The organism is Halomicronema hongdechloris C2206, assembly GCF_002075285.3.
GTDB classification, from domain to species: domain Bacteria; phylum Cyanobacteriota; class Cyanobacteriia; order Phormidesmidales; family Phormidesmidaceae; genus Halomicronema_B; species Halomicronema_B hongdechloris.
The window spans coordinates 5,538,596-5,562,361 of sequence record NZ_CP021983.2 but is presented as its reverse complement, the minus strand read 5'-3'; the positions used below and the strand labels follow the sequence as shown (position 1 = coordinate 5,562,361).

Below are 23,766 nucleotides of genomic sequence, written 5' to 3'. Positions count from 1 at the left end.
ACGACTACCGGGAGTAAGGCATATGTCTGGCGTTATTTACCCTATGCAGGTGAGTTAAACCCGATCTGGACCTGGTCCGCCGATTCTCTTCGTCTAGCCAGCTGCTAGCAAGTCTTTACGCGATGGTGAGCCAGTCAACTCCTTAGACCTAACGATTAATCGATGGATTCACCATGCCCTCAGCTGACTGGCCGACGCCGTAGAACGGATTAGCATTCAGCCAAATTCCCTCAATGTCCTAGGAAAAGGGGTAGCTCATGCGGGGAGATGATTTGGAGTCGGTCAAGCCATTGGCGGCCGGCACCCCACGGCGGAAGTTAACCACCCCTTAAAGGACATTTGAAAACTTGGCTGAAAGCCCTGCAGGGTAAGCGTTTTAGAGCGTATGGCTCTGTTGGCCAGAATCCAGTCTGGAGCAAGGTTGCAGGGCACTTTCCAAATATCCTCTTACAGAGGTTCTGGTAACAGCGGTTTCAACTCCTGGCATCAAGCACTAACTAACGCTGACTGACTGTTAACTGAATGCCTGATTAACTATTGGCAGCCACTGATTTAAGCTACCCCACTCTAGCCTGCTCGAATTCAATGGCCTAAGAGGAGGTCGTCTGAGTGGCTAAGAGTTCCTTTAACTTAGCCAATTCATCGGCCCAGCGAGGATCAGGTTGAGCTGCACTACTGCCTGAGGAGCCACTATCGCGGCGGCCGCTTTTACTGCCCTTATTACTCTTATTACGGCGAGAACCGGAACCATTATTGGTGTCGGCACTCCCATCGTCTGATTTGCTCTTACTACGGGGTAGAGCTTTCTCTACTTTCAGAGGAGTATCTTGCAGTAAGTAGCCATTGTACTTCTCTGCAATCTCATCTGCTTTCGACTCATCTTTGACGGTGACGAAGCCAAAGCCTCGACACTTACCTGTCTTACGGTCTGAGATTAATTTAATAGAGACAACATCTTCACTGCATTCAGCAAAAACGGCCTCTAAATCTTGACGTTCCAGCTCTTTTGGCAGGTTGCCGACATATAAACGGACTGACATGGAAGATACCTCTAACTCTCTCCGCTACACTTAGATGCTTTTTTACGGATATTCTTATGGGCTGATATGTTGACTAACGCGAGCTAATATGCAGTCTAATGATCAAAATTAAGTATGAATTAGTAAGCTTGAGTTATGTTAGAGGCGGCAGGTTCCAGCGGTAAACTCGCCCTGTGAGAAAACAGCAAACGAAGTCTATGTAGAACGGGTAGAACTGAAAGCATGTCTACCTTCCATGATGATTATCTGCAGCTATAATCTGCAGCCGTGGGAATCAACCATCTCTGCGAATTGCTTCCCTGGCAACAGGCCAAAATCTGCCCTGGTTCTTCTAGGGTATCTATTGCAAACGTGGCATTTACCACAGCTTTTAGGCGAGTAACTCGTGTCCTAGGCCACTCATTAAGGTAACATGCCATCGGAAAGTGAAGCTAACTACCACAAGAATTTCTAGGGAATCGGTGATTAGAAAAGCCAGCCGTTACATTCGACTGGCTATTTTTGCTGTGTTGAGAGTAGGAGAACCGGATACCTAATGCCTACGTTAGGCACCACGACCAGCTCTTGGAGTTAACCAAGATTCGGTTAGGTGTACTGGCACTCTGTGAATTAATGTAACATTTGCGATCGAATTGTGCAATGTTTCTTTACATCAGAGGGAGCGGGACTCTCTCTGATGTTGATGTTATTGACCTGTGTACAGTATCAAGAGCCCCCAGCTACAAAAAACTAGGCTGAGTAACGTAGACCAGAGGGGGGGATTGCTGATGTGTTGGCGTTTTCTGTTGGCTTGCACAGTATCTAAATCGATCCGAGCGGTGGCGCCACGGCGAAACCAACCGCTGATGGTCAGGGTGTGGCCGACGAAATCTCCAGGTCGCGTCTGCGGTATGAGGAGATTACCAATAGGGCCTAGGGTAGACAAAACATGGAGATGCATTAACCCTGTCTGGGTCTTAAACAGTAAATTTTGCCCTAGCCAGCTGGCAATACCTGGGGCTCCTAGCACGGTTCCCTGCCAATAGATGGGTTGGCTATCGAGGGGAAGGCAGCTAGGTGATTGTAATAGGCTGGGGAGAGCCGGACTGTGCAGGGCTTGACTGGGGATGATGTCGGGGAATGTGCGGTTAATCCGCAACAAGATGCCAATGCCCAGGCCCAACAACAGACCGGCTTTGATGAGGCTACTATCCTGGTAAAGCCAGCTCAGCCACGGCCAGCCCAGGGGAGTGACTAAGCCGCCGATGAACCAAAGCCCCATGGCAATCCCAAGGCCTGTGATCATGCCCACAATGGGGCTGCCTTGCCAGAGGAGCTGGGACCATGCTGTCGGAGATTGGCCAGCTTGGGCAGATTTTGGTGAGGGAAGTGTGGCGTCGTAGGCAATGCCATGGTACTGAGCCCATTGCTGCATTGTCTGGATACGTTCCCCCAAAAGAGGTTGGGGTTGGTTGAGGGATAGCCAATGGCGATAGGGACTTTGACAGTCCCACGTTAATAAGTCAGCCCAGGGATGGAGTCTGGCACTGCTGCCGAGGTGCAAGATCATGGCTGGGCTGATGGGCATGAGAAGGTCAAGGCTTTCCATCAGGGGAGGCAGATATCCTTGCTGCTCGATGGCGGTGGTACTGGTTTCAGCCAGATATAGCAATAGGCGCTGGTGGCTGTCTGGATCTTGGGTCAGGGTGAGGGCGGTGCGATCGCATCGTCGACTCCGCAGCTGCGACAGAGGTAACCCTACCTTACGCAGCAGCCAGTAGAGGCCATAGGCTGCCGCAGCACCGCAGGCTGCTAGATAGCGAAGACTAGATGACCCCCGACGATTGCCCCACAGGGCTAGGGACCAGTATCCCTGATGCAATAACAGCAACAGTAGGGAGAGGCCAGAGATAATCGGTAAGTCCCAGTGACATACATGGCTGACTTCGTAGGCATACAGGGCGGTCAAGTCCTCCTCTGAGAGTTGGGTCAGTAATCCTTGGCTGACCACGATACGGGTGTAGCGAGGCCACCAGCCGTAGCTAAAGCTGATGGGCATATCCGTGGGCAAGAGGCGCAGTTCTGGCCGCAACCATCCCCGCTGTTGGCAGACCCGTTGGATCAGTTGCAAGGCTTTAGGGCTATAGGTTCGCAGTTCACGGGGAGGCAGAGAACGAAGACCCCAGCGCCAGCGCAGCATGCCATCTATAGCCCAGGGGGACGTCAAGATCAGTGCCCCGATAATCACCGCTATCGAGAGGCTGTGATCTTGGTAAAAGGCTTGGATGGGGGCGACATAGATGGGCCAGCGAATCGAGAGTTTGACGATGCCCCAGTTAATGCTGTGCAGACTGCCCTGCACCAGCCATCGGAGTAGCCAGAAGCACACCACCGCAGTGGCGACTTGAATCAGCCCTAGCTGCCAGATAACAGCGTTGAGGGCTCCAGCCTGGGCTTGCGGGGAGAGACGACGGACAGGCTGCGGGAAGCGAGATGCCGGTGCTGCTGCGCTGGTCTCAGCAGTAGGCGGTGTTGCTGGCGTCGAGGGGCTGGATTGGTTCAGGCGCTGATAGTGGAAAAGAGAGTCTGGCGGAATTTCGGCAGGATTTTCCTGGGAGGTAGCCATGGTCTCCGGTGCGCTCTCCCTGGGAGGAGTGTCACTGCCATCGGCGGTGCCAGGCTCCCTATGGCCCTCGCCTGGCTGCTTGATGTCAGCGTTAGCAGATAGGGGGGTAAATCCACTGAGGTCCGTCGCTTGAGTGGTAGAGGTTGACTGCTGAGCAGACGCCTGGGGGGATAAGGGAGTAAATCCGCTGGGATTGCTCTGCCTGGCCCCAGACCGGGTCCCAGCATCTGCTAGCAATTGTGGCAATACCCGTTTGGCCCAGGCTTGCACCTTAGGATGGCGGCTCTGCCGTAAGCGCTGGCACAGGGCAATGGCATCTTGATGCTGTCCCTGGGCCGCATAGGCCTTGACTAGGCCCATTTGAGCCTTGAGCTGATAGCTGGTGAGGGTAGGAAACTGGGCCTGGAGTTGGGTGAAGGTTGCGATCGCAACCGTATACTCTTGCCGCTGCAGGGCCGCTATCCCCCGATTAAATAACTGAATGGCTGTTGGATCAGCACCTGGTGTAGGGGTAGAGGAAGGTGACTGGGACATGGCATCGGGTGAGGACAGTGACGGCCGTTCCCTAGAATCCGGGCAATGTCGTGATCATCCACAAAGTCTCTTCATCTTAAACCACCTTGCCAACAGAACTGCCAATAGCAGTTGGCTCAAGGGAGAGCATGTCGCAACCGTCGCTGGCGCCTAGACGAGTTGCAGCAGCATGATTGGGCTCACCCAATGGGCTGCTTGACCCAGAAATGTCTGCGGTCAGTGTCGTGGTTATCCCTAGGCCCAGATCAGACGCCTTAAAATAAATTAAGCAATATTAATTGGTATCCCCTTGTTATGGCAATTGCTGTTCTGGCTTTGGCCAGTTTCGTCGCCTGGTTCTTCAGTATGTTGGCCGGGGGCGGTAGTCCATTGGTGTTGATACCGTTAATCACGCTGTTGTTTGGCTCCCAGGCAGTGGCGCCGGTGATTACGACAGGGCTTTTGGTGGGCAACACCCAGCGGAGCTTATTTTTCTGGCGAGACATCGATTGGCGGGTCACCCTTTGGTACACTCCTGGTGCGATCGCAGGGGCCATCCTCGGGTCCTATGCCCTGACTCAGATCCATGTCGAGTGGCTGCAAATTGTCATTGCCATTGCTCTGTTGTTGATGGTGCTTAACTACTGGGTGAGCAAGCAAGAAACTCCCTTCGCGGTTCAGGCTTGGTACTTTTTGCCGATTGCCTTTTTCAATGCCGCTGCCTCCGGGCTAATTGGCAGCACTGGCCCCATTATGAATCCGGTCTATCTCAACTACGGCCTCGACAAAGAGAAAATGATCGCTACCAAATCTCTCAACAAAGCGATGCTCCATGGGGTGAAGATCATTGCCTATGGGGCCCTCGGAGCCTTTAACGGCCCGTTCCTGATTTATGGCCTAGTCATTGGGCTAGGGGCCATCCCAGCTAACTGGCTGGGTAAGCGAGTGCTAGAGAGAATGAGTAGCGAACGATTTCGGCAGCTCGTGTTCACCTTTGTCGCCGTTAGCGGTGTTTTGATGTTGTGGCAGCAGCGCAATTTACTCTCAGGATTTGTCTTGGGGTAATCGCCGGCTAGCATTACTTTTCCTCAGTGACGGCGGGAGTGGTGGAGGACGCTTGGGAACCAGGCTCCAGTAGAGTCTCCACAAAGGCATACAGGGCTTCCTCGGCGTGGCCCTGCAGCTGCCGCTCTTTCAAATCCATCAGACCGTGAGCTAATTCAGGCGCTCGTTTCTTATAGTCCCGGTGACCCGCTAACACATCGGTGAAGATATCGTACTCTATCTGCCTGCGATTAGCCTCTTCCGCCAGGGGAGAGGCATAACCTACCGTTTCCACCTCGTACTTGAGGAGACAGATGATGGCATTACTACGCTGCTGCAACGCTTGCTGCAGCGCCCGGGTATCGAACTCTAGGCGATCGAAGCCCACTTGACCCTCAATGCGAAATTCCAGCAGTGGTGCCTGAACCGGATCCACCTGCCCCAGCTCAATGGCCTCTTCTAGGAGGCTCAGGGCGGCGGCTTCTAGCTCCCTTAGACTCTCGTGTCCCCGCGCCAGTAGCCGTAGTCGGGCAATGGGACGTTGATAATAATCCCGCTGCAACCGCGCCTGGACTCCTTGGCCGTTTAACTCCACCAGGTAGGCTCCCCGCTCGTACTGGGCCTCTTCGACGTTATTGGCTTCCAAGGACCCTGGGTTGTGTACCCAGCCGTCCACCGAGTAATGCTTATGGATATGGCCTAGGGCCAGGTAATCGACCCCAGCCTGCCGTAGGGGCAACAGGTCGTCATAGCGCAAAGCACCAGCATAGCGGGCAATTTGCCCTGCCAACCCATGGTGGAACATGAGGACGGTATGCTCAGGCCCAGGGGGTAGCTCCGCCATGGCATCAGCAATTTGTTCAATGGCACGAGGGGCGGCGGCTCCATACCAATTAGAGCCCAAGATCCGCACACCACAGGCTAGATCAATGTATCCGCCCCGGCGACGATCTTCATCCCAAGGACAATAGAAGGATTCCCCGGCAGCGACGTTACCCGGCTCCAATAGGGTTAGCAACCGCCACTCTGACAAATACTTCAACCAGCTAGTCACAATGCCATAGGGACGGTTGTCATGGTTGCCTTCAATGGCAAAGACTGGAATGTTAGCTGCCTTGAGATCCTGTAAGCAAAGCTGAGCTTGATTTAGGATGGCGGGCTGCAAGGTCCGATGTTCAAAGAGATCCCCGGCAATCAAGACAAAGTCTACCTGCTCGTCGATGGCATAACGCTGTAGTACATCCTGAAAGGCCCGAAAAAAGTCCTTGGTCCGCTCACGACTGTCGTAGCGATCGAAACCAAGGTGTACGTCTGCCACATGAAGAAACTTGACCATCGGTAGCTCGCTAGAACAAGCAGGTCGCCTACGATAGGTTCGGTGGCCGTCTGGGACTAGCCCAGCCCTAAACCGAAGCGGTTGAAGAGGCCGCTAATTCCTCTAGACGCTCTTGCTGATCCTGACCAATACAGGATTGCACCATCTCCTCCAATCCCCCTTCCAGCACCGCAGCTAGGGTAAAGTTCTGATTCAGGCGATGGTCTGTGACCCGATTATCCTTGTAATTATAGGTGCGAATCTTTTCCGAGCGAGCGCCGGTGCCGACCTGAGAGCGACGCATCGACGTAACAGCTTCCTGCTGTTCCCGCAACTTCATTTCATAAAGCTTAGCCCGCAGAATCTGCATGGCTCGCTCTCGGTTTTGCAGTTGCGATCGCTCCTCGGTACAGAAGATGCGAATCCCTGTAGGCTTATGGAACAAATCGACAGCAGTCTCTACCTTATTGACATTCTGGCCACCGGCTCCCCCTGAACGAGCAGTGGACACCTCAATATCCTTGGGGTCGATCTTGATCTCCACATCATCGACCTCAGGCATGACAGCCACTGTCGCCGTCGAAGTATGAACCCGCCCGCCTGCTTCTGTGACCGGGACCCGCTGCACGCGGTGGACACCGGCCTCAAATTTGAGCTTGCTGTAAACTTGGTCGCCGCGAATCTCCAGGATGGCCTCTTTGAAGCCGCCCATATCTGCCAGGGATTCGCTGACAAGCTTCACCTGCCATCCCTGAGACTCAGCATAGCGGGAATACATGCGCACGAGATCCCCAGCCCAAATGCTAGCTTCGTCTCCGCCGGTTCCGGCACGGATCTCCAACATGATGTTCTTATCATCGTTGGGATCTTTCGGTAACAGCAAAATCTTCAAGCGATTTTCCAGCTGTGCTGTAGTTTCCTCCAGGGTGCTAATCTCCATGGCTGCCATCTGCCGCAATTCCGAGTCGCCGTTAGACTCCCGGTGAATTTCTTGAGCGCCCGCCAGCTCATCTTGAACTTGCTTCCATTGGCTGAAGGTGTTGACCGTATCTTCCAAAGACGAGCGTGCCTTCGCAATGCGCTGAAATTCATCGGGATCCTGGGCCACATCTGGATCTGCCAGGCGCCGAGTTAATTCCTGAAACGTCTGTTCAACCGATTTAAGTTTTTCGAGGAGATACGCTTCAGCCATGAGCTAGTTTTCAAGACAAAATGTAGCTTTATCAGATGACTTTGAAGACAGTCTGGGTCGATTAAGGTCCCATCCCGTATCAAATCTGACTCCAGATTCTGAGTCCGAAAGCCTCCTAGTAAACCTATCCTAGTAGACAACGATGCAAGTTGGTATGCCACTGCAGCAAACTAGGCAACTGGGAATCTAGGCTAGATACCGTTGCTAGTACTCTGCAGCAGAAACAACGCTTGCGGGGCAAGGATGGCCATTAACCCCTTAACCCCAGGAGATAGGCTGTACATCCCTCAGAAAGGACATGTTGTAGATCAGGATTACTGACCAGAATTCTCCTGCTTTGGAGTGGTATCGGCCATACCGTATTTCCGCAGGAAGCGCTCAACCCGGCCCTCAGTATCAATGATTTTCTGGGTACCAGTGTAAAAAGGATGATTTCCAGACCAGACATCAACATGGAGTTCTGGTTTAGTAGACCCTACGGTCATGACCAGTTTCCCGTCACAATAAACTTTGGCGTCTGGATACCAAGTTGGGTGAATATCAGACTTTGGCATTAGCTTGGACCTCAAATCCACAAAAAAAGATAGTGTTGGCCAGATAACTACAGGCAGGCTGAACTAACGTTCCATACTCACAAGCTACCTGTTGGGCACCTGCCTTAGAGGATATTTGGAAAGTACCCTGCAACCTTGCTCCAGACTGGAGTCTGGCCAACAGAGCCATACGCTCTAAAACGCTTACCCTGCAGGGCTTTCAGCCGAGTTTTCAAATGTCCTCTTAGGTGTCATGACAGCTGCTGCTATTGTTCGCCCGTAGTTCTATAGAGAATCCTAGCGAACTTTTTAGCGATACCTTATCTGCCATGGACAGCTTCACAGCTGTATCCTGAGTCCCCCAATAACTGCCCCAAGGGCAAGAATTACTTGAGAAAAGTGACACCGAATAGTGTGTCTACCAGTACCAGCATCAACTGCCAGTATATAGCGAGTAAGATTAACGCTTGGAATACTGAGGTGCTTTACGAGCTTTCTTCAGGCCATACTTACGACGCTCCTTGCTGCGGGGATCCCGGGTCAGATAGCCCTCAATCTTCAGGGGTTTGCGATTATCCGGATCCAATTCACACAGGGCTCTAGCGACTCCTAAGCGAATCGCATCAGCTTGACCATTGAGCCCTCCCCCCCTGACATTGACCAGCACGTCATAGTCATTTTCTAAGCCCAAGGTTTCCAGAGGTGCCTTCGTTGTTGACAGATAAAATGGGTTTCCCTGCAAGTAATCTTGCCCTGACCGCCCATTAATCCTGAGTTGGCCATTCCCTGGCACCAGGCGCACCCGAGCAACCGCCGACTTACGACGGCCTGTCCCCCAATAAATGGCTCGATTAGATTGGTCAGTTGCTTGCATTATTGACTACCTCCTGGAATGGTTGTGATGGTTAGGGGCTGGGGTCCTTGCGCTTGGTGGGGATGGTCGGGACCAGCGTAGACCTTCAACTTAGTAAACAGCTTACGGCCTAGGGCATTTTTAGGCAGCATGCCTTTGACAGCCTGCTCGATAATGCGCTCTGGAATTCGAGTTTGCAGCTGAGCAAAGGTCTCGGATTTCATGCCGCCGGGGCGCCCTGAGTGCCGACGGTAAAATTTTTCATGGCGCTTTTTACCAGTCACGGTAACTTTTTCAGCATTGACGACGACGACGAAGTCACCGGTATCTACATTGGGTGTAAAGGTTGCCTTATGCTTACCGCGTAGCACTTTGGCTATTTCGCTGGCTAGGCGGCCTAAGCGCTGGTCAGCGGCATCTACGATATACCACTGCCGCTCGATAGATTCTTGGGGTGGCGTGTACGTTTTCGTCATGGTTCTAATGGACTAAAAAACAGCTATAAAGAGCTTAAGACAGGACTAAGAATTTAGACGGCAACTAAATCGGTAGTGGCGGCAAAACAGAATCGTGGTTGTGTATCAAACCACAGATGGGAGGCAAAGGGAAACTCTGGGTAGCCCACTCGTAGTAAACATAGACCATGAGCTGGAGCAGAGTACTTTACCCGTTCTCGTTGCTGTCGTTGCCAGATTTGAGTAAATGCATCGACCGTGAGACTGCCACAACCAACATCTACCAGAAGTCCCATGATGAGTCGAACCATGCCATACAAAAAACCGCTAGCTTGCAACTCTACATGGATAAACGATTCCTGACGATAGCAATCTGCTGCCTGCACCTCGACCCGGGAGTGTCCCCGACCGGAACCGGCTCGATGAAAGGCTGTGAGATCGTGGTGCCCCACCAAAGGGGCCAGAGCCGCTTGCAGCCGTTCTACATCTAGCGGCTCATAATAATAGTGCCAGGTATAGGGCTGCACAAACAAGTTTGGACAGGGATCTGTGTATAGGCTGTAGCGATACCGCCGCCACTGAGCTGAAAACTGAGCGTGCCAGGTATTAGACACTTGGGCTGATGCCCGAATCACAATATCTGCCGAGAGGCGGTGATTTAGGATGCTAGCCCAACGATGGGCTGGAATGGTTGTCGGGGCATCAAAATGGGCAACCTGAGCAGCGGCATGAACACCAGCATCAGTACGACCAGCTCCGTGTAGGGTAACGAAGTAACCTAAGACCATCTCAATGACAGCCTCAATCTCTCCTTGAACAGTCCGTTGCTGGGGCTGTCGTTGCCAACCATGGAAGCGCGTGCCGATATATTGGATGACCAAAGCAACCCGTTGGGGCTTAGTCCATCCCACCGTGTCGGCTTTAAGTTGCTCTGCTAGCGATGCCATGGCTATGGATAGGAGGAGTAGCGAGGTGGTTAGGTTAGTTCGATGATGGCCATCTCAGCATTATCACCACGACGTTTAATCGTGCGGAGAATGCGAGTGTAGCCACCGTTGCGATCGCCATAGCGGGTGCCAACCTGTTCGAACAAGGCATGTACTAACTGCTTGTCGTAGAGATACCCTAAGGCTTGACGACGAGCAGCTAGGGATCCCTCTTTGGCAAGAGTGATGATTCGCTCGGCTTCTGCTCGAACGGCTTTAGCTCTGGCCTTAGTCGTGGTAATACTGCCATGACGCAGGAGTTCGGTAGTTAAGGACCTTAACAAGGCCTTGCGTTGGTCGGCAGGCTTGCCAAGTTTTGGGACACGACGACAGTGACGCATAACAGGTAGCTCAGGTATAGACCACAATTGGACAGGAAAAAACCGAAGCTCCTGGGCTTCGGACTCGCTCTGGGACAATGGCCCCGAGAGGACTTCTATCAAGAAGACTTGGCTGGTTTTTCCATGGGTAGGGTAATGCCAAGGCGATCTTGCAGAGCCTCGATCACCTCTTCAGCTGACTTCTGACCGAAGTTCTTAATCTCTAGAAGATCTTCTTGGCTGTAGTCCAATAGATCAGACACAGAGTTGATCTGAGCCCGCTTTAGACAGTTATAAGCTCGTACAGACAGATGCAATTCCTCGATGGGAATCTGATTGACAGGATCTTCTTCCTCGGTTTCATCTCCCTGCTTTGGCTCCGAGGTGACGTCTTTAAGCGGATTGAAGAGATCGACGAGGACAGCCGCCGCCTGGCTCATGGCCTCTTGCGGGGTCATGCTCCCATTGGTCCAAATCTCCATGATCAGCCGATCCTTTTGCAGGGAGCCAGCTATCATTACATCTTCAACTGAATAGTTGACTTTGCGAACGGGCATGAAAACGGCGTCAATCTGCATAAAATCTAATGCAGCAGCGTCATCCCGATTGTGTTCAACGGCCCGATATCCTCGACCCTGCTCAATTCGGAATTCCATCTCTAGGGTATGCCCCTCTGCCAGGGTCGCCACCGGTTGATCTGGATTGACAACCTCTACTTCAGAAGGTAAGTCGAAATGACCGGCTGTCACTTTAGCTGGCCCTTGTACCAAGAGTCGCCCAATCTGAGATTGATTGGTGTGACTCCTAAGAACGATTTCCTTCATATTGAGAAGGATATCTAAGACATCTTCTCGGATGCCAGGAATCGTGGAAAATTCGTGGGTTGCTCCAGCAATACGGACGGCTGTAATAGCAATCCCCTCTAGATTAGATAGGAGAACTCGCCGTAGAGCGTTGCCAATTGTATTACCCTGGCTTCTTTCTAGGGGCTCGATCAAGAATCGACTATACTGACTCTGATCGTCTTCAACTAAAGATTCTACGCATTCAACGTGAAATTGTGCCATGGCCTGACCTCCCTTTTCCTGACTGCATAATAATGGGCCTATACCCGACGGCGCTTGGGCGGTCGACAGCCATTGTGAGGAATAGGAGTGACATCCCGAATCAATGTGATCTCCAATCCTGCTCCCTGTAGAGCGCGAATTGCCGTTTCGCGACCAGAGCCAGGACCACTCACCATGACTTCTATCTGGCGCATGCCCTGATCCATTGCTCGACGGGCTGCTCCATCAGCCGCGGTCTGAGCTGCAAAAGGGGTTCCCTTCTTGGCTCCCTTAAAGCCACTGGAACCGGCTGAAGCCCAAGAAATGGTTTCTCCACTGGTATCTGTGATAGTGACAATGGTGTTATTGAAAGTGGACTGAATGTGAGCAACACCACTTGGGACGTTCTTTTTCTGTCTACGGGGTCCTGATTTTTTGGTTGGTTTTGGCATAGCCTTTCTAGAGAAATAGAACTAGGATTTGGAAGAGCTATTACAATAACGGACTGGTTTCAAAGAATTGCCTTAAAGAAACGGTGGCCTTGGGGAGGCTATAAGGTGCAGGTGAATCTGTCGATCCCCTTGACATAATAGCTAGCTAACAGCTGGCCTCTTGGTAGAAACTTCCTTGTTGCTCCTGTCCACAACTAGGTCGAATCTCAGGCACCGTCTTCAGGTCGACACCCTGACCAAAATGGGATTATTTCTTAGGAGCCTTCTTCTTACCAGCAACCGTGCGCCGACCACCCCGGCGGGTACGTCCATTGGTGCGAGTGCGTTGTCCTCTCACTGGCAGTCCAGCCCGATGACGCCGCCCTCGGTAGGTGCCAATGTCCATCAGGCGTTTGATATTCATGGTTTCCCATCGCCTGAGGTCTCCTTCAATTTGGTAGTCGCCTTCGACGACCTCTCTCAATTTGGCGACGTCTGCGTCGGTGAGGTCTCGCACGCGGGTATCAGGATTAACCCCCGTTTTGCTGATGATCTCTTTGGCCCTGGACAACCCAATGCCGTAGATATAGGTCAACCCGATTTCGATGCGCTTGTCCCTTGGAAGGTCAACGCCTGCTATCCGTGCCACCGGTTGTTTTCTCCCTTAGTCTGCAGTACCGCTGTGTTTTCTTAACCCTGCTAGTGATCTAGCTGATTGTCTGGCTGAATAGTATTAATAGTGCTATCAGCGTGGAAGGGGTCTGTAGATAGATGTTTACTGAGTTATCCTTGGCGTTGCTTGTGTTTCGGGTTGGAGCAAATTACCATAACCCGACCACGACGGCGGATAATGCGGCATTTCTCACACATTCGACGAACAGATGCGCGGACTTTCATGTCCAATCAGATTTTTGCTCTACTACAGAATTGCCATCCTAACAAAAACAAAAACGGATAGTCAAACATTTCCTGCCAGCACTGACTCTGACGCCCTATCGGCCACAGAGTACTAGTCGTGGGGTTTTGCCATGGAGTATTTGGTGGGGACCAAGGGGCTGGCTAAGGTTAAATGACCCGGATTATCTATGAGATGGGGATGCTGATGGGGAGGTCAATACTTGAATTAGCGCCCTCGTTTTAGGGCGGCTTCTACCCGCCGCAATTCTTGCTCAACCCGATCTTTGAGCTTTTGGGGAATGGGACGGTTGGGATAGGAGCTGTAGTGACCTGCGATCGCATTTAAGGCAGTCTGCATGGTGGTGAAGGAACTTAATCCCTTGACCGAACTATCCCGTCGATAGCGGGCGGCAAAGTCATTGATCAAGGCACGGGCTTGCGACTGGGCTTGGGATTTGGCCGGATCATCTTGATCCGCTTGGATGGCAGACCGTAGACCCTCTATCACTGTCAGGGTGTCTTGTTGGTAGTTGCCGGTCATTTGACCACTGGTGCCAGCACTGCAGCCTGTCAGGCCGATGACAGCGACCAGAACGAAGGCGAATAGGCGAGTGAGGAGTTGTCTCATGGGAACATCAGCCATAGTAAGATGGACGCGATGGCTGAGACAGTCTCAAGGTGATCCCAGCCGTTTGTACTGTAGCTATCTTATCTTGAGGCGGGATCCGACCCAAGGGCGGGCGCGGACAACCCTGCTGAGATCGGCCTGGCTGTTACGATACGGTCGACTAGGCTGGATAAATGCGCAGGCGGCGATTGGGTTCGTCGCCAAAGCTGTGGGATTTCAGCCGGTAATGCTCTGCTAATTCGTGTTGCATTTTGCGAATCCGAGCTGAACGGGGCAGGAGCTCTACGGGTTGGCCTTTGGGGATGACAATTTGTTCGACGGCTAGCCGAGCCTCTTCTAGGGCTTCTAACTCATCATCGTCGCCCTTGCGGGCAAATAACTCCAGATTGACAGCGGTGGAAAGGCTGCTGTCATCCATATCGAGTAAACGCTGCAGGGATCGGGTGATTTGAGGAATGTTGTTGGATTTAACGGTCTGAATCGGAATCTGACGGGCTTTGGCGATGTGGCGCAATTTCGTATGGTTCTTGACATGCGATCGCAACGCTAAAACGGCCTCAGCGCTATTTAGATCCTTCGTCAACATTACCGGCAAGGATAGGGTCCGAATAATGTGATCTAAATGATGGCGGCTGATGCCATAGGGATACACCTGCACAATATCTTCGCCATTGGGGCCGACAGGCGGTGGGTCTCCACCATTGGCCTCAGGCGGCCAAGGGCTAGACGATGCTGACTGCATACTCAAGCTATGATCCAGCAACGCCTGAAATTGTTGTTGCTCCGACGACGAGGGAGCTGATCGGGTAGCGGATTCTCCCAGTGGCGGCGGCACCATTTGGCCAGAAGCCCGCCAACCGCCACCACCACGGCGAGAGGATCGGGTAAAGTCAAGGCCGGGCCGATCGGGCAATTCATGGGTCACACTGACGCTGCCATCCGGAGCCGTGGTCCGCACCTGGGACCCCGGTTGGCGTCCACGCAGTAGGCTGTCGACCGTTTCAGTCACATCTTCATGGACGATCCAGCGCTGACGTTCCAGCATCTCGACGGCGATGTCAAAGGTAGGAGGTGCCTTGCGCTCCAAGACACTCTTCTGACTACCCCGTCGCCGGGCCTCGTCATCCCCCAGCGTGACCGATTGAATGCCGCCAATCAGATCCGATAGGGTAGGGTTCTTAATCAGATTTTCCAGCCGATTGCCATGGGCTGTCCCCACCAGTTGCACGCCTCGCTCAGCAATGGTGCGAGCTGCTAATGCTTCCAGCTCAGTGCCGATCTCATCAATGACAATCACCTCTGGCATGTGGTTTTCCACAGCCTCGATCATCACCTGATGTTGTTCATGGGGATGGGCCACCTGCATCCGTCGGGCCCGGCCGATGGCTGGGTGAGGAATATCCCCGTCGCCAGCGATTTCATTGGAGGTATCGATAATCACCACCCGCTTGTGTAAGTCATCTGCTAGCACCCGGGCAATTTCCCGCAGGGCAGTCGTTTTACCCACCCCCGGACGTCCTAGCATCAGAATCGACCGACCAGTTTGGACTAGATCCTGAATTAAGCCAATGGTGCCAAAAACAGCTCGTCCCACCCGGCAGGTGAGGCCAATGATGTCACCAGAACGGTTGCGAATGGCGCTGATACGGTGCAGCGTTTTCTCAATCCCAGCCCGGTTATCGCCGCCGAAGTGACCGACGCGATCGATGCAGTAGTTCAGGTCGTCTTGTGAGACCGGGACCTGGGAGAGATACTCGGCTCCCTCTGGGAAGCGAGCTTCTGGAAGTCGTCCCAAATCCAGGACCACTTCGATGAGCTGATCGCGATGGTTATGGTGCTCCAGGGCTTGGCGAATTTTGGGGGGCAGCACTGCCAGAATCAGCCCTAAATCACTCGTTGCCGGAGAGGGAAGGGCTGTGGAAGGGGCTGAATTGGAAGCCTGATCGGGAATAGAGCGTTTGCCGTGGAGGTTGACCATAACCTTCGAGAGCCAATAACTAGACACCAACAGGGAACGTTTGTTTGCCAAAACTGACAGTTCATATCCTGGCTACCGCTGGTTGCGGTGGCGGCACCGCTCGTTTAAGCGAATCCACCAGGTTGCGAGCCTGTTGCACAGCTGCAAGCAAGTCATGGGGGCGAGCAATTAAGGGTGGAGGTGGTGTAGTCGCGACCGCGTCAGCGGGGATAGCAGCAGGGGGTTCCAGCAGCGGTAATAACAGTTTGCGGGCATAGCTGCCATAGGCCACTCCAGCGATGGCACGTCCTGAGGAGGGCGATGTCATCGGCTGGAGTAATCCCAAGGTCGCTAATTTTGCCACCGTGTGTTGGTTAGTGCCCCCAGCCAGTTGGATATAGCCAGGCGGACCGTGGCGTAGGACCTGTTGACCCCAGTGAATGGTGGCATGGGTGGTGCCGGTGCCGATGTCGCCACTCATGGGGCGTCCATCTGTCTGCCAAATCAAGGGAACTGGCAAGGGCTGGATCAGGTGGTACAGGCGCCAGAGATAGTCGAGGACTCCTGGCCCCCCAGGGCAACTGATGGCGATTAGTCGCAGCCGGGATAACCGAGGAATAAGGCTTTCCCAAAGTTGTTGAAAGGCTTGGTCTCGGCCTACTTGGGTATGAATCTCAATGGCATCAATGTCATTGATTAGGGTCGATGCGATCGCAGCCGACGTGGCCTGATCAGCACGAGTCGAAATGAGGGCATGGGGGCATACCGGCAAGCAGCGACCACACCCGTAACACCGGGCCTCCACGATTCCAGGCTCTACGGTGGGCTGAGTCAATGCGATCGCATCGGCGGGACAAATGTGCTCGCAAGGGCGAGGGCAATCCTCTGGACATCGGGTAGCGTCGAGGGTAGCCTTGCGAAAATGAGGATCCTCACCGTCATTCAGGCTGACCATGACTAGGGGCGTTGACCGCGACCGCAGCTCAAGATGCCCAGGGTACTGCTGGATCACCTGGGGCACCATCTGCAAGGCACGAGACACTGTCGCTACGACCGCCGGATCCGCAGCGACGTCAATACAATCTGCTCCTGCCAGGGCATAGACCAATGCCAAATCATGGACGGCTGGCAAATAATGATAGCTGGCTCCGCAAATGAGCTTGAACCAGTGCCCCTCGGCTAAGGATCTCAGAGGATGCAGTAAAGTGCTCACCCCTTTATGCTAGTGGGTTCTCAGCAAAATGACGAGACGACCTATGACAAAATTTCACCCTTGATCCCCGCTTGCCATCAAGGGGCAAGACCCGCCCTAGATATATGGGGGTCTAGTCATCCAACCTCTCCTATCCCTAGGGGCAATTGAATCCAGATATATGCGTTGCGACAGAGAGCGTCACCAACTGCTGTCTTGCTGCGTTGCCCCCTTAGCAGGTGAGCGCTGGAACAGTGCCAGTCAGCAACGGGATTAAGCAGCCGAGACAAACTCTGACAGAGGCTGCCAACTGAAGAAGCGTTCTCCTCCGACCTCTAGAACAATCTTGATACGAGTCTCTTGACTGGGCAAGTTGGCCAAATATTCTATTTCTTGTCGGGAGAGAATATGACCCTCAATCAGCCACAGCACTAGCCCTTTGGCCTTAGGAGGCACATGCTGCAATCGATAGGTGAGAATTGGCGGCACAAAATATACATCTCCCACCGCCGCGGTTTGGCCGACAGTTTTCTTCCCCAAATGAGCTGGCCGGACGCCGTGGATGCCAGTGAGGTAAGAAGCCAAATCCCCCAGTCCCCGCGCCGTTAGCGTCATGGTTTCGTAGCCGGCTGCCCGCAGGCGTCGCTGGTAGCGCCCTTCGAAGCCACCTTCTAACGGGGCCTGAACGGCAAGGGCTCCGGCCGTTTCGAGATTGCGGATAAATCGCTTACCAGTTGCCAGCAATGCCATGGCGCCTACCTTTGTGTCTACTGTTCATAACCATACACATTTGCAAATTATAGGAGATCGGCCTTTCCCCATGGCTTCAGATGATTTATGGCAGCCACAGCACTCACTCAATACATATCTGGCCCCTGGAAGCTTAATCATGCCCAGAGCATCGATTCTGTTTATCCCCAAGAACTGATTGGCAAATCTATCTCTCAGCCGGACTTCTGTGGCTTCCAGGAAGGGATAACGGCTAATTTAGGGTGCCGTCTGGACAAAATGAAATAAACTATGTACTATGATAAATCGTCGTCGCTGCGGATACTGAGTGGTGTAGCCGCTCAAGTCCCGACGATACTGTAGCCAGCGTTCTACGAGCGTCTGCTTGAAACTGACGCCTTAACTAAGCGAAACGGCTGGTTAACGCTTTTCTGAGTTCGAGCATAACGCGGGGCGCCGCCGACAAAGTACAGGCTGCCTGATGGCTGTTGTTGAGTTGGCGTCAATTGTTTTGGGAGGAAGCCGTAATTGGTTACCTCCTCTGTAGTGTGTGTAAAGGGAGACGGGGGCTGTGGCTGTCGGGATTCTCGGAACCAAGCTGGGGATGACCCAGATATTCAATGAGGCAGGCGACGCGGTACCGGTAACGGTAATTCAAGCCGGTCCTTGTTTTGTTACTCAGGTAAAGACTCTGCAGACCGATGGATATGCCGCGGTTCAACTGGGGTTTGGGGCAGTTACTGAGAAGGCCTTGACCAAGCCGGAGCTTGGGCATCTCAGCAAGGTGGGAGTCAAGCCTGTCCGTCATCTGAAAGAGTATCGAGTGGATGGCACTGATGGATTTGAGCCGGGACAGACCTTGACCGCCGATCATTTTGAGGTGGGTCAATTGGTAGATGTTACTGGCACCTCCATTGGCCGTGGGTTCACCGGGTATCAGAAGCGCCATAATTTTGGCCGAGGCCCCATGTCTCACGGGTCAAAGAATCACCGCCTGCCTGGCTCCACCGGGGCTGGTACTACACCAGGAAGAATTTATCCGGGCAAACGAATGGCTGGGCGCACGGGACATGAAACCGTCACCATCCGTAAGTTGCAGGTGGTGCGAGTAGACGCCGAGCGTAACTTGCTTCTGGTAAAGGGCTCTGTGCCTGGTAAGCCGGGTGCTCTCTTGAGCATTGCGCCAGCTACGGTGGTCGGGGCCTGAGTCAGTTGATCAGAGATCGTAGGGGAAACAACCCAGCAGCGACGGGGAAAAACCATGGTTGAGTGTGTTGTTCGAGATTGGCAAGGGCAGGAAGTAGGAACGGCCTCGGTGGCTCTTAAGGTGGCCAAGGAAGAGACCGCTTCCCACATCGTCCACCGGGCCTTGGTACGGCAAGTCAATAATGGTCGCCAGGGAACGGCAGCCGCGAAAACGCGAGCCGAAGTCCGCGGTGGTGGCCGTAAGCCTTGGCGGCAGAAGGGAACCGGCCGGGCTCGAGCCGGGTCGAGTCGGTCTCCGCTGTGGCGGGGAGGTGGGGTTATCTTTGGGCCTAAACCCCGAGATTACAGCACTAAAATGAACCGCAAAGAACGGCGATTGGCACTGCGGACGGCTTTCCAAAGCCGCATTGATGATTTGGTAGTGGTCGAAGAGTTTACCGATCAGCTGTCCCGCCCCAAGACTCGTGAATTGGTAGATGCGATCGCACGCTGGGGCATTGATCCTAACGAGAAGGTCCTGATGGTGGTGCTCGACCGCCAAGACAACCTCTATTTGTCTGCCCGTAACCTGGTCAATCTGAAAGTGATCCTGGCCACCAACCTCAACGTCTACGACCTGCTGGCGGCTGACCGCCTAGTGGTCACATCAGCTGCACTCCAGACAATCCAGGAGGTTTACAGTGACTAACCCCCAGACCCTGGCCGACATTGTCCGCCGTCCCATCGTGACTGAAAAAGCCACCCTGTTATTGGAAAACAACCAGTACACCTTCGAAGTGGCTCCCAATGCCACTAAGCCGGACATCAAAGCGGCCATTGAAGAACTGTTTGATGTCAAGGTTGTGGGTGTTAGTACCAGCAATCCCCCTCGCAAGAAGCGCCGCTTTGGCCGTTTCCTCGGCTATAAGCCTTCCTACAAACGAGCCATGGTCACTTTGGCTCCGGGGGACACCATCACCCTCTTCCCAGATGTCTAACATCACATCTAACCAGGTTGACATCTATCACATGTCATCCATCATCGAGTTCGACAGCAATGTAGCCAAAGATAACTAGAGTTATGGGCATCCGTTCCTACCGGCCATATACCCCTGCAACCCGAGAACGTACCGTCTCAGACTTTGCTGACGTTACCCGACAGGCGCCAGAAAAGTCTTTAGTTCAGCCTTTGCACCAATCCAAGGGCCGAAACAACCGTGGCGTCATTACCTGTCGTCATCGGGGTGGAGGGCACAAGCGTCGCTATCGCATGATTGATTTTCGTCGCGATAAACATAATATTCCGGCCAAAGTCGCCACCATCGAATACGATCCCAACCGGAATGCTCGTATTGCCCTCTTGCACTATCAAGACGGGGATAAACGTTACATTCTGCATCCGGCTCATCTGCCAGTGGGCGCGACGGTGATTGCAGGACCCGATTCTCCTCTGGAGGTCGGCAATGCCCTGCCCCTAGCCAAGATCCCCCTAGGTACTCTGATTCACAACGTCGAATTGTTCCCTGGCAAGGGGGGCCAGATCGTCCGAGCCGCTGGAACAGCGGCCCAGTTAGTGGCCAAAGAAGGCAACTATGTCACCTTGAAGTTGCCGTCGACAGAGGTCCGCATGGTCCGGTGTGAGTGCTACGCCACCATCGGCCAAGTAGGCAATACCGACTCTCGCAATATCACCCTGGGCAAAGCTGGTCGCAAGCGCTGGAGTGGTCGTCGTCCCGAGGTTCGGGGTAGTGTCATGAACCCAGCCGATCACCCCCATGGTGGGGGTGAAGGTCGGGCCCCGATTGGCCGTAGCGGTCCGGTAACTCCATGGGGTAAACCAGCCCTGGGGTATAAAACCCGGAAGAAGAAGAAAACCAGCGATGCGCTCATCGTGCGTCGTCGCCGTCGTGTATCCAAACGAGGGCGTGGGGGGCGAAATGCCTAAGCACGGCTAGCAGGGTTGGGCAGATTGTTGACATATTTGATTGGGTTGACAGAGTCATGTCTCGTTCTCTAAAGAAAGGTCCCTTTGTCGCAGATCATTTACTTCGCAAAGTTGAGGCTTTGAATGCCAAAGGGGATAAGCAAGTCATTAAGACGTGGTCGCGGGCATCGACGATTGTGCCCCAGATGATCGGTCATACGATCGCAGTGCATAACGGTCGACAGCATGTTCCCGTCTATGTCAGTGAACAGATGGTGGGGCACAAGCTTGGAGAATTTGCGCCAACGCGCACATTTCGTGGCCACGCCAAGAGCGATAAGAAGGCACGACGGTAGAGAGGCGAAGGGGAAAGCTCATGGCGGTTGATACGTCTACACAGGTTAAAGCGGTTGCTAAATATATCCGCATGTCTCCCCGTAAGGTGCGACGGGTTCTGGATCAAATTCGGGGTCGCAGCTATCGGGAAGCCTTGATCATTCTAGAGTTCATGCCCTATCGGGCCTGTGATCCGGTCACCAAGGTACTGCGCTCAGCAGTTGCCAATGCAGAGCATAACAACGGCTTCGATCCAGTCGACCTGGTGGTGAGTGCAGCCTATGCCGATGCCGGCCCTACCCTGCGCCGCTATCGGCCTCGAGCTCAGGGGCGGGCCTATCAGATTCGCAAGCCCACTTGCCATATCACGATTGCGGTGGCCCCCGGCCCCGAAACTGACTAGTCGATCAATTGCTGCTCTGAGGATTAGAGGACATACCTGTGGGACAGAAAATACATCCAAATGGCTTTCGCTTGGGGGTGATCATAGATCACCGCTCCCGTTGGTTTGCCGAAGGCAATCGTTATCCAGAACTACTACAGGAAGATCATACGATTCGTCAGTATGTCAATAAAACCCTGAGTAACGCGGGTATTTCTGATGTTCGCATCGAGCGTAAGGCTGACCAAATTGACCTAGAAATTCGCACGGCTCGACCAGGTGTAGTTGTTGGTCGTGGTGGTAGCGGTATTGAAGCCCTCCGCACTGGGCTGCAAGGGTTTCTGCAGGATCCGAATCGGCAAATTCGCATCAATGTCGTGGAAGTAGCCCGGGTAGACGCCGACGCTGGTTTGGTAGGGGAATACATCGTGCAGCAACTAGAGCGTCGCGTCTCGTTTCGTCGGGTTGTGCGTCAGGCTCTGCAGCGAGCACAGCGGGCCGGCGTCGAGGGGATCAAGATTCAGGTCAGTGGCCGTCTCAACGGCGCAGAAATTGCCCGCACGGAGTGGACTCGGGAAGGTCGTGTGCCCTTACATACCCTGAGGGCAGATGTAGATTATGCCTATCGCACTGCTCAGACCACTTACGGAGTCTTGGGAGTTAAAGTCTGGATCTTCCGAGGGGAAGTGATTCCTGGTCAGGAGGAGCAGGTTGCTGCCAATAATACTCAGCCGCGTCGTCGTCAACCGCGTCGCCGCCAGCAGTTTGAAGATCGCTCCAATGAATCCTAACCGCCAGCCTGATTAGGGCCATACGGTTTGAGGTGCTGTTGTCTTTGTTCAAGAAGTCACCATGTTAAGTCCTAGACGCACGAAATTTCGAAAACAACACCGCGGTCGCATGAGGGGAATGGCACAGCGGGGTAATCAAATTAGCTTTGGCGACTATGCACTTCAGGCCACGGAACCCAGTTGGATGACCTCTCGCCAGATTGAGGCCGCTCGTCGTGCCATGACCCGCTATGTCCGTCGGGGCGGCAAGATCTGGATCCGCGTATTTCCAGATAAGCCCGTGACCATGCGTCCAGCAGAGACCCGGATGGGATCCGGTAAGGGAAATCCGGAATATTGGGTGGCGGTCATTAAACCCGGCCGCGTCGTCTTTGAGATTGCGGGGGTACCCGAGGAAACTGCCCGTGAAGCGATGCGACTGGCTGCCTTTAAGTTGCCCTTCAAGACCAAGTTTATTGTGCGCGAATCGGAGGAGGGTTAACCATGCCATTGCCTAGTGTTGAGGATGCTCGTCAGCTCAATGATCAGGAACTGGCTGATGCGATCGTTGCGACTAAGCGTCAGTTGTTTGATCTGCGCTTCCAAAAAGCGACTCGTCAACTAGAGCGAGAAGTGCATCAGTTCAAACATACTCGCCATCGGTTGGCTCAGCTGATGACTGTGCAACGAGAGCGACAGTTGGCTGCTCTGCAGCAGGATTCGGCAGCCAATGACCAAATAAACCAGACAGATAGCGAGTAGGAGTAGGCTCCGATGGCAGTGAAGGAACGGGTCGGCCTTGTCGTTAGCGACAAGATGCAAAAGACGGTGGTGGTGGCGGTCGAGAGTCGCCGTCCCCATCCTAAGTACGGCAAGATCATGGTTCAAACCAGGCGATACAAGGTTCACGATGAGGAAAACTCCTGTCATGTAGGTGATCGAGTACGTATTCGAGAGACGCGACCTCTCAGCCGCAGTAAGCGCTGGGTAGTGGCTGATATCCTCAGTCGGGCGTCTGCAATTTGAGAGGATTAGAGGAGATCAGCCATGATTCAGCAAGAGTCCTATCTTAATGTGGCCGATAACAGCGGTGCTCGTAAATTGATGTGTATCCGTGTGTTGGGAGGCAATCGCCAGTATGCTGGCGTCGGTGATGTCGTTGTCGCGGTGGTAAAGGATGCCATGCCCAACATGGCAGTTAAGAAGTCGGATGTGGTTCAAGCGGTGGTTGTACGAACACGCAAGGGACTGCGGCGCAGCAGTGGTATGAGCATTCGGTTTGATGATAACGCCGCCGTCATTATTAATAAGGACGGCAATCCCAGAGGAACCCGGGTATTTGGCCCCGTTGCTCGGGAACTGCGAGACAAGAACTTCACCAAGATCGTATCGCTGGCTCCGGAGGTGCTCTGATGGTGGCAAGACATAAACAA

At 53.5% G+C, this 23,766-nt stretch carries 29 protein-coding genes; 12 read left to right on the top strand and 17 right to left on the bottom strand.

What is annotated here, in order from left to right; translation table 11 throughout:
• Positions 1-590 precede the first annotated feature (590 nt).
• Positions 591-1,040, bottom strand: coding sequence for an RNA recognition motif domain-containing protein (locus tag XM38_RS25505; RefSeq protein ID WP_080812400.1), 450 nt, complete (start codon positions 1,038-1,040; stop codon positions 591-593).
• Between the two features lie 685 nt (positions 1,041-1,725).
• Positions 1,726-4,179 carry a M48 family metalloprotease gene (locus XM38_RS25500; RefSeq protein ID WP_080812405.1) on the bottom strand — a complete coding sequence of 818 codons (2,454 nt, stop codon included), beginning with the start codon at positions 4,177-4,179 and terminating at the stop codon, positions 1,726-1,728.
• 294 nt (positions 4,180-4,473) lie between these two features.
• Here XM38_RS25500 and XM38_RS25495 point away from each other — a divergent pair, with 294 nt between their 5' ends.
• Positions 4,474-5,223, top strand: a complete 750-nt coding sequence (locus tag XM38_RS25495; RefSeq protein WP_080812408.1) for a sulfite exporter TauE/SafE family protein — start codon at positions 4,474-4,476, stop codon at positions 5,221-5,223.
• Between the two features lie 13 nt (positions 5,224-5,236).
• On the opposite strand, the gene XM38_RS25490 is transcribed toward XM38_RS25495, so the two are convergent.
• The 15 genes from XM38_RS25490 to ndhN all read right to left on the bottom strand — a co-directional run bounded on the left by XM38_RS25490 (position 5,237) and on the right by ndhN (position 17,757).
• Positions 5,237-6,538 (bottom strand): metallophosphoesterase family protein, encoded by a 1,302-nt coding sequence (locus XM38_RS25490; RefSeq protein ID WP_080812411.1) that lies wholly within the window; start codon positions 6,536-6,538, stop codon positions 5,237-5,239.
• A gap of 67 nt (positions 6,539-6,605) precedes the next feature.
• A complete protein-coding gene (prfA, locus tag XM38_RS25485; protein WP_080812413.1) occupies positions 6,606-7,709 on the bottom strand; it encodes a peptide chain release factor 1 in 1,104 nt (367 codons plus the stop codon).
• A 314-nt stretch (positions 7,710-8,023) separates the two neighbouring features.
• A complete protein-coding gene (gene rpmE, locus XM38_RS25480; protein ID WP_080812416.1) occupies positions 8,024-8,263 on the bottom strand; it encodes a 50S ribosomal protein L31 in 240 nt (79 codons plus the stop codon).
• A gap of 439 nt (positions 8,264-8,702) precedes the next feature.
• Positions 8,703-9,116, bottom strand: a complete 414-nt coding sequence (rpsI, locus tag XM38_RS25475; RefSeq protein ID WP_080812419.1) for a 30S ribosomal protein S9 — start codon at positions 9,114-9,116, stop codon at positions 8,703-8,705.
• Positions 9,116-9,571 (bottom strand): 50S ribosomal protein L13, encoded by a 456-nt coding sequence (gene rplM / locus XM38_RS25470; RefSeq protein WP_080812421.1) that lies wholly within the window; start codon positions 9,569-9,571, stop codon positions 9,116-9,118. The genes rpsI and rplM overlap by 1 nt, the downstream gene beginning before the upstream one ends.
• Before the next feature lie 53 nt (positions 9,572-9,624).
• Positions 9,625-10,497: a tRNA pseudouridine(38-40) synthase TruA gene (truA, locus tag XM38_RS25465; RefSeq protein ID WP_080812423.1), complete on the bottom strand. Its 873-nt coding sequence runs from the start codon at positions 10,495-10,497 to the stop codon at positions 9,625-9,627.
• A gap of 29 nt (positions 10,498-10,526) precedes the next feature.
• On the bottom strand, positions 10,527-10,877 hold the full coding sequence (rplQ, locus tag XM38_RS25460) for a 50S ribosomal protein L17 (RefSeq protein ID WP_080812495.1): 351 nt from the start codon (positions 10,875-10,877) through the stop codon (positions 10,527-10,529).
• A gap of 98 nt (positions 10,878-10,975) precedes the next feature.
• A complete protein-coding gene (locus tag XM38_RS25455; protein ID WP_080812425.1) occupies positions 10,976-11,923 on the bottom strand; it encodes a DNA-directed RNA polymerase subunit alpha in 948 nt (315 codons plus the stop codon).
• 38 nt (positions 11,924-11,961) lie between these two features.
• A complete protein-coding gene (rpsK, locus tag XM38_RS25450; RefSeq protein WP_080812427.1) occupies positions 11,962-12,354 on the bottom strand; it encodes a 30S ribosomal protein S11 in 393 nt (130 codons plus the stop codon).
• Positions 12,355-12,601: 247 nt separating this feature from the next.
• Positions 12,602-12,982 carry a 30S ribosomal protein S13 gene (gene rpsM, locus XM38_RS25445; RefSeq protein WP_080812428.1) on the bottom strand — a complete coding sequence of 127 codons (381 nt, stop codon included), beginning with the start codon at positions 12,980-12,982 and terminating at the stop codon, positions 12,602-12,604.
• Positions 12,983-13,116: 134 nt separating this feature from the next.
• A complete protein-coding gene (gene rpmJ, locus XM38_RS25440; protein ID WP_080812430.1) occupies positions 13,117-13,230 on the bottom strand; it encodes a 50S ribosomal protein L36 in 114 nt (37 codons plus the stop codon).
• A gap of 226 nt (positions 13,231-13,456) precedes the next feature.
• Positions 13,457-13,858 carry a photosystem II protein Psb27 gene (gene psb27 / locus XM38_RS25435; protein ID WP_080812497.1) on the bottom strand — a complete coding sequence of 134 codons (402 nt, stop codon included), beginning with the start codon at positions 13,856-13,858 and terminating at the stop codon, positions 13,457-13,459.
• 160 nt (positions 13,859-14,018) lie between these two features.
• Complete coding sequence (locus XM38_RS25430; protein ID WP_080812432.1) at positions 14,019-15,836, bottom strand: R3H domain-containing nucleic acid-binding protein; 1,818 nt, start codon at positions 15,834-15,836, stop codon at positions 14,019-14,021.
• Positions 15,837-15,897: 61 nt separating this feature from the next.
• Positions 15,898-17,028, bottom strand: a complete 1,131-nt coding sequence (gene ldpA / locus XM38_RS25425; RefSeq protein WP_080812434.1) for a circadian clock protein LdpA — start codon at positions 17,026-17,028, stop codon at positions 15,898-15,900.
• A gap of 252 nt (positions 17,029-17,280) precedes the next feature.
• Complete coding sequence (gene ndhN / locus XM38_RS25420) at positions 17,281-17,757, bottom strand: NAD(P)H-quinone oxidoreductase subunit N (protein ID WP_080812437.1); 477 nt, start codon at positions 17,755-17,757, stop codon at positions 17,281-17,283.
• A 550-nt stretch (positions 17,758-18,307) separates the two neighbouring features.
• Between ndhN and rplC the strand changes: the two genes are divergently transcribed.
• The 11 genes from rplC to rplN all read left to right on the top strand — a co-directional run bounded on the left by rplC (position 18,308) and on the right by rplN (position 23,746).
• Positions 18,308-18,943, top strand: a complete 636-nt coding sequence (gene rplC, locus XM38_RS25415; RefSeq protein WP_080812443.1) for a 50S ribosomal protein L3 — start codon at positions 18,308-18,310, stop codon at positions 18,941-18,943.
• A 54-nt stretch (positions 18,944-18,997) separates the two neighbouring features.
• The gene (gene rplD / locus XM38_RS25410; RefSeq protein ID WP_080812446.1) at positions 18,998-19,630 is read left to right on the top strand and encodes a 50S ribosomal protein L4; all 633 of its coding nucleotides are present in this window, start codon (positions 18,998-19,000) and stop codon (positions 19,628-19,630) included.
• Positions 19,623-19,919, top strand: coding sequence for a 50S ribosomal protein L23 (locus XM38_RS25405; protein ID WP_225889415.1), 297 nt, complete (start codon positions 19,623-19,625; stop codon positions 19,917-19,919). Before rplD ends, XM38_RS25405 begins: the two co-directional genes overlap by 8 nt.
• Positions 19,920-20,002: 83 nt before the next feature.
• The gene (gene rplB, locus XM38_RS25400; protein ID WP_080812447.1) at positions 20,003-20,866 is read left to right on the top strand and encodes a 50S ribosomal protein L2; all 864 of its coding nucleotides are present in this window, start codon (positions 20,003-20,005) and stop codon (positions 20,864-20,866) included.
• 56 nt (positions 20,867-20,922) lie between these two features.
• Complete coding sequence (gene rpsS / locus XM38_RS25395; RefSeq protein ID WP_080812449.1) at positions 20,923-21,201, top strand: 30S ribosomal protein S19; 279 nt, start codon at positions 20,923-20,925, stop codon at positions 21,199-21,201.
• A gap of 20 nt (positions 21,202-21,221) precedes the next feature.
• Complete coding sequence (rplV, locus tag XM38_RS25390) at positions 21,222-21,584, top strand: 50S ribosomal protein L22 (protein ID WP_080812450.1); 363 nt, start codon at positions 21,222-21,224, stop codon at positions 21,582-21,584.
• A 38-nt stretch (positions 21,585-21,622) separates the two neighbouring features.
• The gene (rpsC, locus tag XM38_RS25385) at positions 21,623-22,354 is read left to right on the top strand and encodes a 30S ribosomal protein S3 (protein ID WP_080812452.1); all 732 of its coding nucleotides are present in this window, start codon (positions 21,623-21,625) and stop codon (positions 22,352-22,354) included.
• Positions 22,355-22,415: 61 nt separating this feature from the next.
• Positions 22,416-22,835 carry a 50S ribosomal protein L16 gene (gene rplP, locus XM38_RS25380; protein WP_080812454.1) on the top strand — a complete coding sequence of 140 codons (420 nt, stop codon included), beginning with the start codon at positions 22,416-22,418 and terminating at the stop codon, positions 22,833-22,835.
• 2 nt (positions 22,836-22,837) lie between these two features.
• Positions 22,838-23,095 carry a 50S ribosomal protein L29 gene (gene rpmC / locus XM38_RS25375; protein ID WP_080812456.1) on the top strand — a complete coding sequence of 86 codons (258 nt, stop codon included), beginning with the start codon at positions 22,838-22,840 and terminating at the stop codon, positions 23,093-23,095.
• 12 nt (positions 23,096-23,107) lie between these two features.
• Positions 23,108-23,359 (top strand): 30S ribosomal protein S17, encoded by a 252-nt coding sequence (gene rpsQ / locus XM38_RS25370; RefSeq protein WP_080812458.1) that lies wholly within the window; start codon positions 23,108-23,110, stop codon positions 23,357-23,359.
• Positions 23,360-23,380: 21 nt separating this feature from the next.
• The gene (gene rplN / locus XM38_RS25365; RefSeq protein ID WP_080812461.1) at positions 23,381-23,746 is read left to right on the top strand and encodes a 50S ribosomal protein L14; all 366 of its coding nucleotides are present in this window, start codon (positions 23,381-23,383) and stop codon (positions 23,744-23,746) included.
• Positions 23,747-23,766 lie beyond the last annotated feature (20 nt).

What these genes read in the sequence shown, in the direction of transcription:
- XM38_RS25505 (WP_080812400.1), bottom strand. Translation starts at nt 1,040, where the DNA reads ATGTCAGTCCGTTTATATGTCGGCAACCTGCCAAAAGAGCTGGAACGT.
- XM38_RS25500 (WP_080812405.1), bottom strand. Translation starts at nt 4,179, where the DNA reads ATGTCCCAGTCACCTTCCTCTACCCCTACACCAGGTGCTGATCCAACA.
- XM38_RS25495 (WP_080812408.1), top strand. Translation starts at nt 4,474, where the DNA reads ATGGCAATTGCTGTTCTGGCTTTGGCCAGTTTCGTCGCCTGGTTCTTC.
- XM38_RS25490 (WP_080812411.1), bottom strand. Translation starts at nt 6,538, where the DNA reads ATGGTCAAGTTTCTTCATGTGGCAGACGTACACCTTGGTTTCGATCGC.
- prfA (WP_080812413.1), bottom strand. Translation starts at nt 7,709, where the DNA reads ATGGCTGAAGCGTATCTCCTCGAAAAACTTAAATCGGTTGAACAGACG.
- rpmE (WP_080812416.1), bottom strand. Translation starts at nt 8,263, where the DNA reads ATGCCAAAGTCTGATATTCACCCAACTTGGTATCCAGACGCCAAAGTT.
- rpsI (WP_080812419.1), bottom strand. Translation starts at nt 9,116, where the DNA reads ATGCAAGCAACTGACCAATCTAATCGAGCCATTTATTGGGGGACAGGC.
- rplM (WP_080812421.1), bottom strand. Translation starts at nt 9,571, where the DNA reads ATGACGAAAACGTACACGCCACCCCAAGAATCTATCGAGCGGCAGTGG.
- truA (WP_080812423.1), bottom strand. Translation starts at nt 10,497, where the DNA reads ATGGCATCGCTAGCAGAGCAACTTAAAGCCGACACGGTGGGATGGACT.
- rplQ (WP_080812495.1), bottom strand. Translation starts at nt 10,877, where the DNA reads ATGCGTCACTGTCGTCGTGTCCCAAAACTTGGCAAGCCTGCCGACCAA.
- XM38_RS25455 (WP_080812425.1), bottom strand. Translation starts at nt 11,923, where the DNA reads ATGGCACAATTTCACGTTGAATGCGTAGAATCTTTAGTTGAAGACGAT.
- rpsK (WP_080812427.1), bottom strand. Translation starts at nt 12,354, where the DNA reads ATGCCAAAACCAACCAAAAAATCAGGACCCCGTAGACAGAAAAAGAAC.
- rpmJ (WP_080812430.1), bottom strand. Translation starts at nt 13,230, where the DNA reads ATGAAAGTCCGCGCATCTGTTCGTCGAATGTGTGAGAAATGCCGCATT.
- psb27 (WP_080812497.1), bottom strand. Translation starts at nt 13,858, where the DNA reads ATGAGACAACTCCTCACTCGCCTATTCGCCTTCGTTCTGGTCGCTGTC.
- XM38_RS25430 (WP_080812432.1), bottom strand. Translation starts at nt 15,836, where the DNA reads ATGGTCAACCTCCACGGCAAACGCTCTATTCCCGATCAGGCTTCCAAT.
- ndhN (WP_080812437.1), bottom strand. Translation starts at nt 17,757, where the DNA reads ATGGCATTGCTGGCAACTGGTAAGCGATTTATCCGCAATCTCGAAACG.
- rplD (WP_080812446.1), top strand. Translation starts at nt 18,998, where the DNA reads ATGGTTGAGTGTGTTGTTCGAGATTGGCAAGGGCAGGAAGTAGGAACG.
- rplB (WP_080812447.1), top strand. Translation starts at nt 20,003, where the DNA reads ATGGGCATCCGTTCCTACCGGCCATATACCCCTGCAACCCGAGAACGT.
- rpsS (WP_080812449.1), top strand. Translation starts at nt 20,923, where the DNA reads ATGTCTCGTTCTCTAAAGAAAGGTCCCTTTGTCGCAGATCATTTACTT.
- rplV (WP_080812450.1), top strand. Translation starts at nt 21,222, where the DNA reads ATGGCGGTTGATACGTCTACACAGGTTAAAGCGGTTGCTAAATATATC.
- rplP (WP_080812454.1), top strand. Translation starts at nt 22,416, where the DNA reads ATGTTAAGTCCTAGACGCACGAAATTTCGAAAACAACACCGCGGTCGC.
- rpmC (WP_080812456.1), top strand. Translation starts at nt 22,838, where the DNA reads ATGCCATTGCCTAGTGTTGAGGATGCTCGTCAGCTCAATGATCAGGAA.
- rpsQ (WP_080812458.1), top strand. Translation starts at nt 23,108, where the DNA reads ATGGCAGTGAAGGAACGGGTCGGCCTTGTCGTTAGCGACAAGATGCAA.
- rplN (WP_080812461.1), top strand. Translation starts at nt 23,381, where the DNA reads ATGATTCAGCAAGAGTCCTATCTTAATGTGGCCGATAACAGCGGTGCT.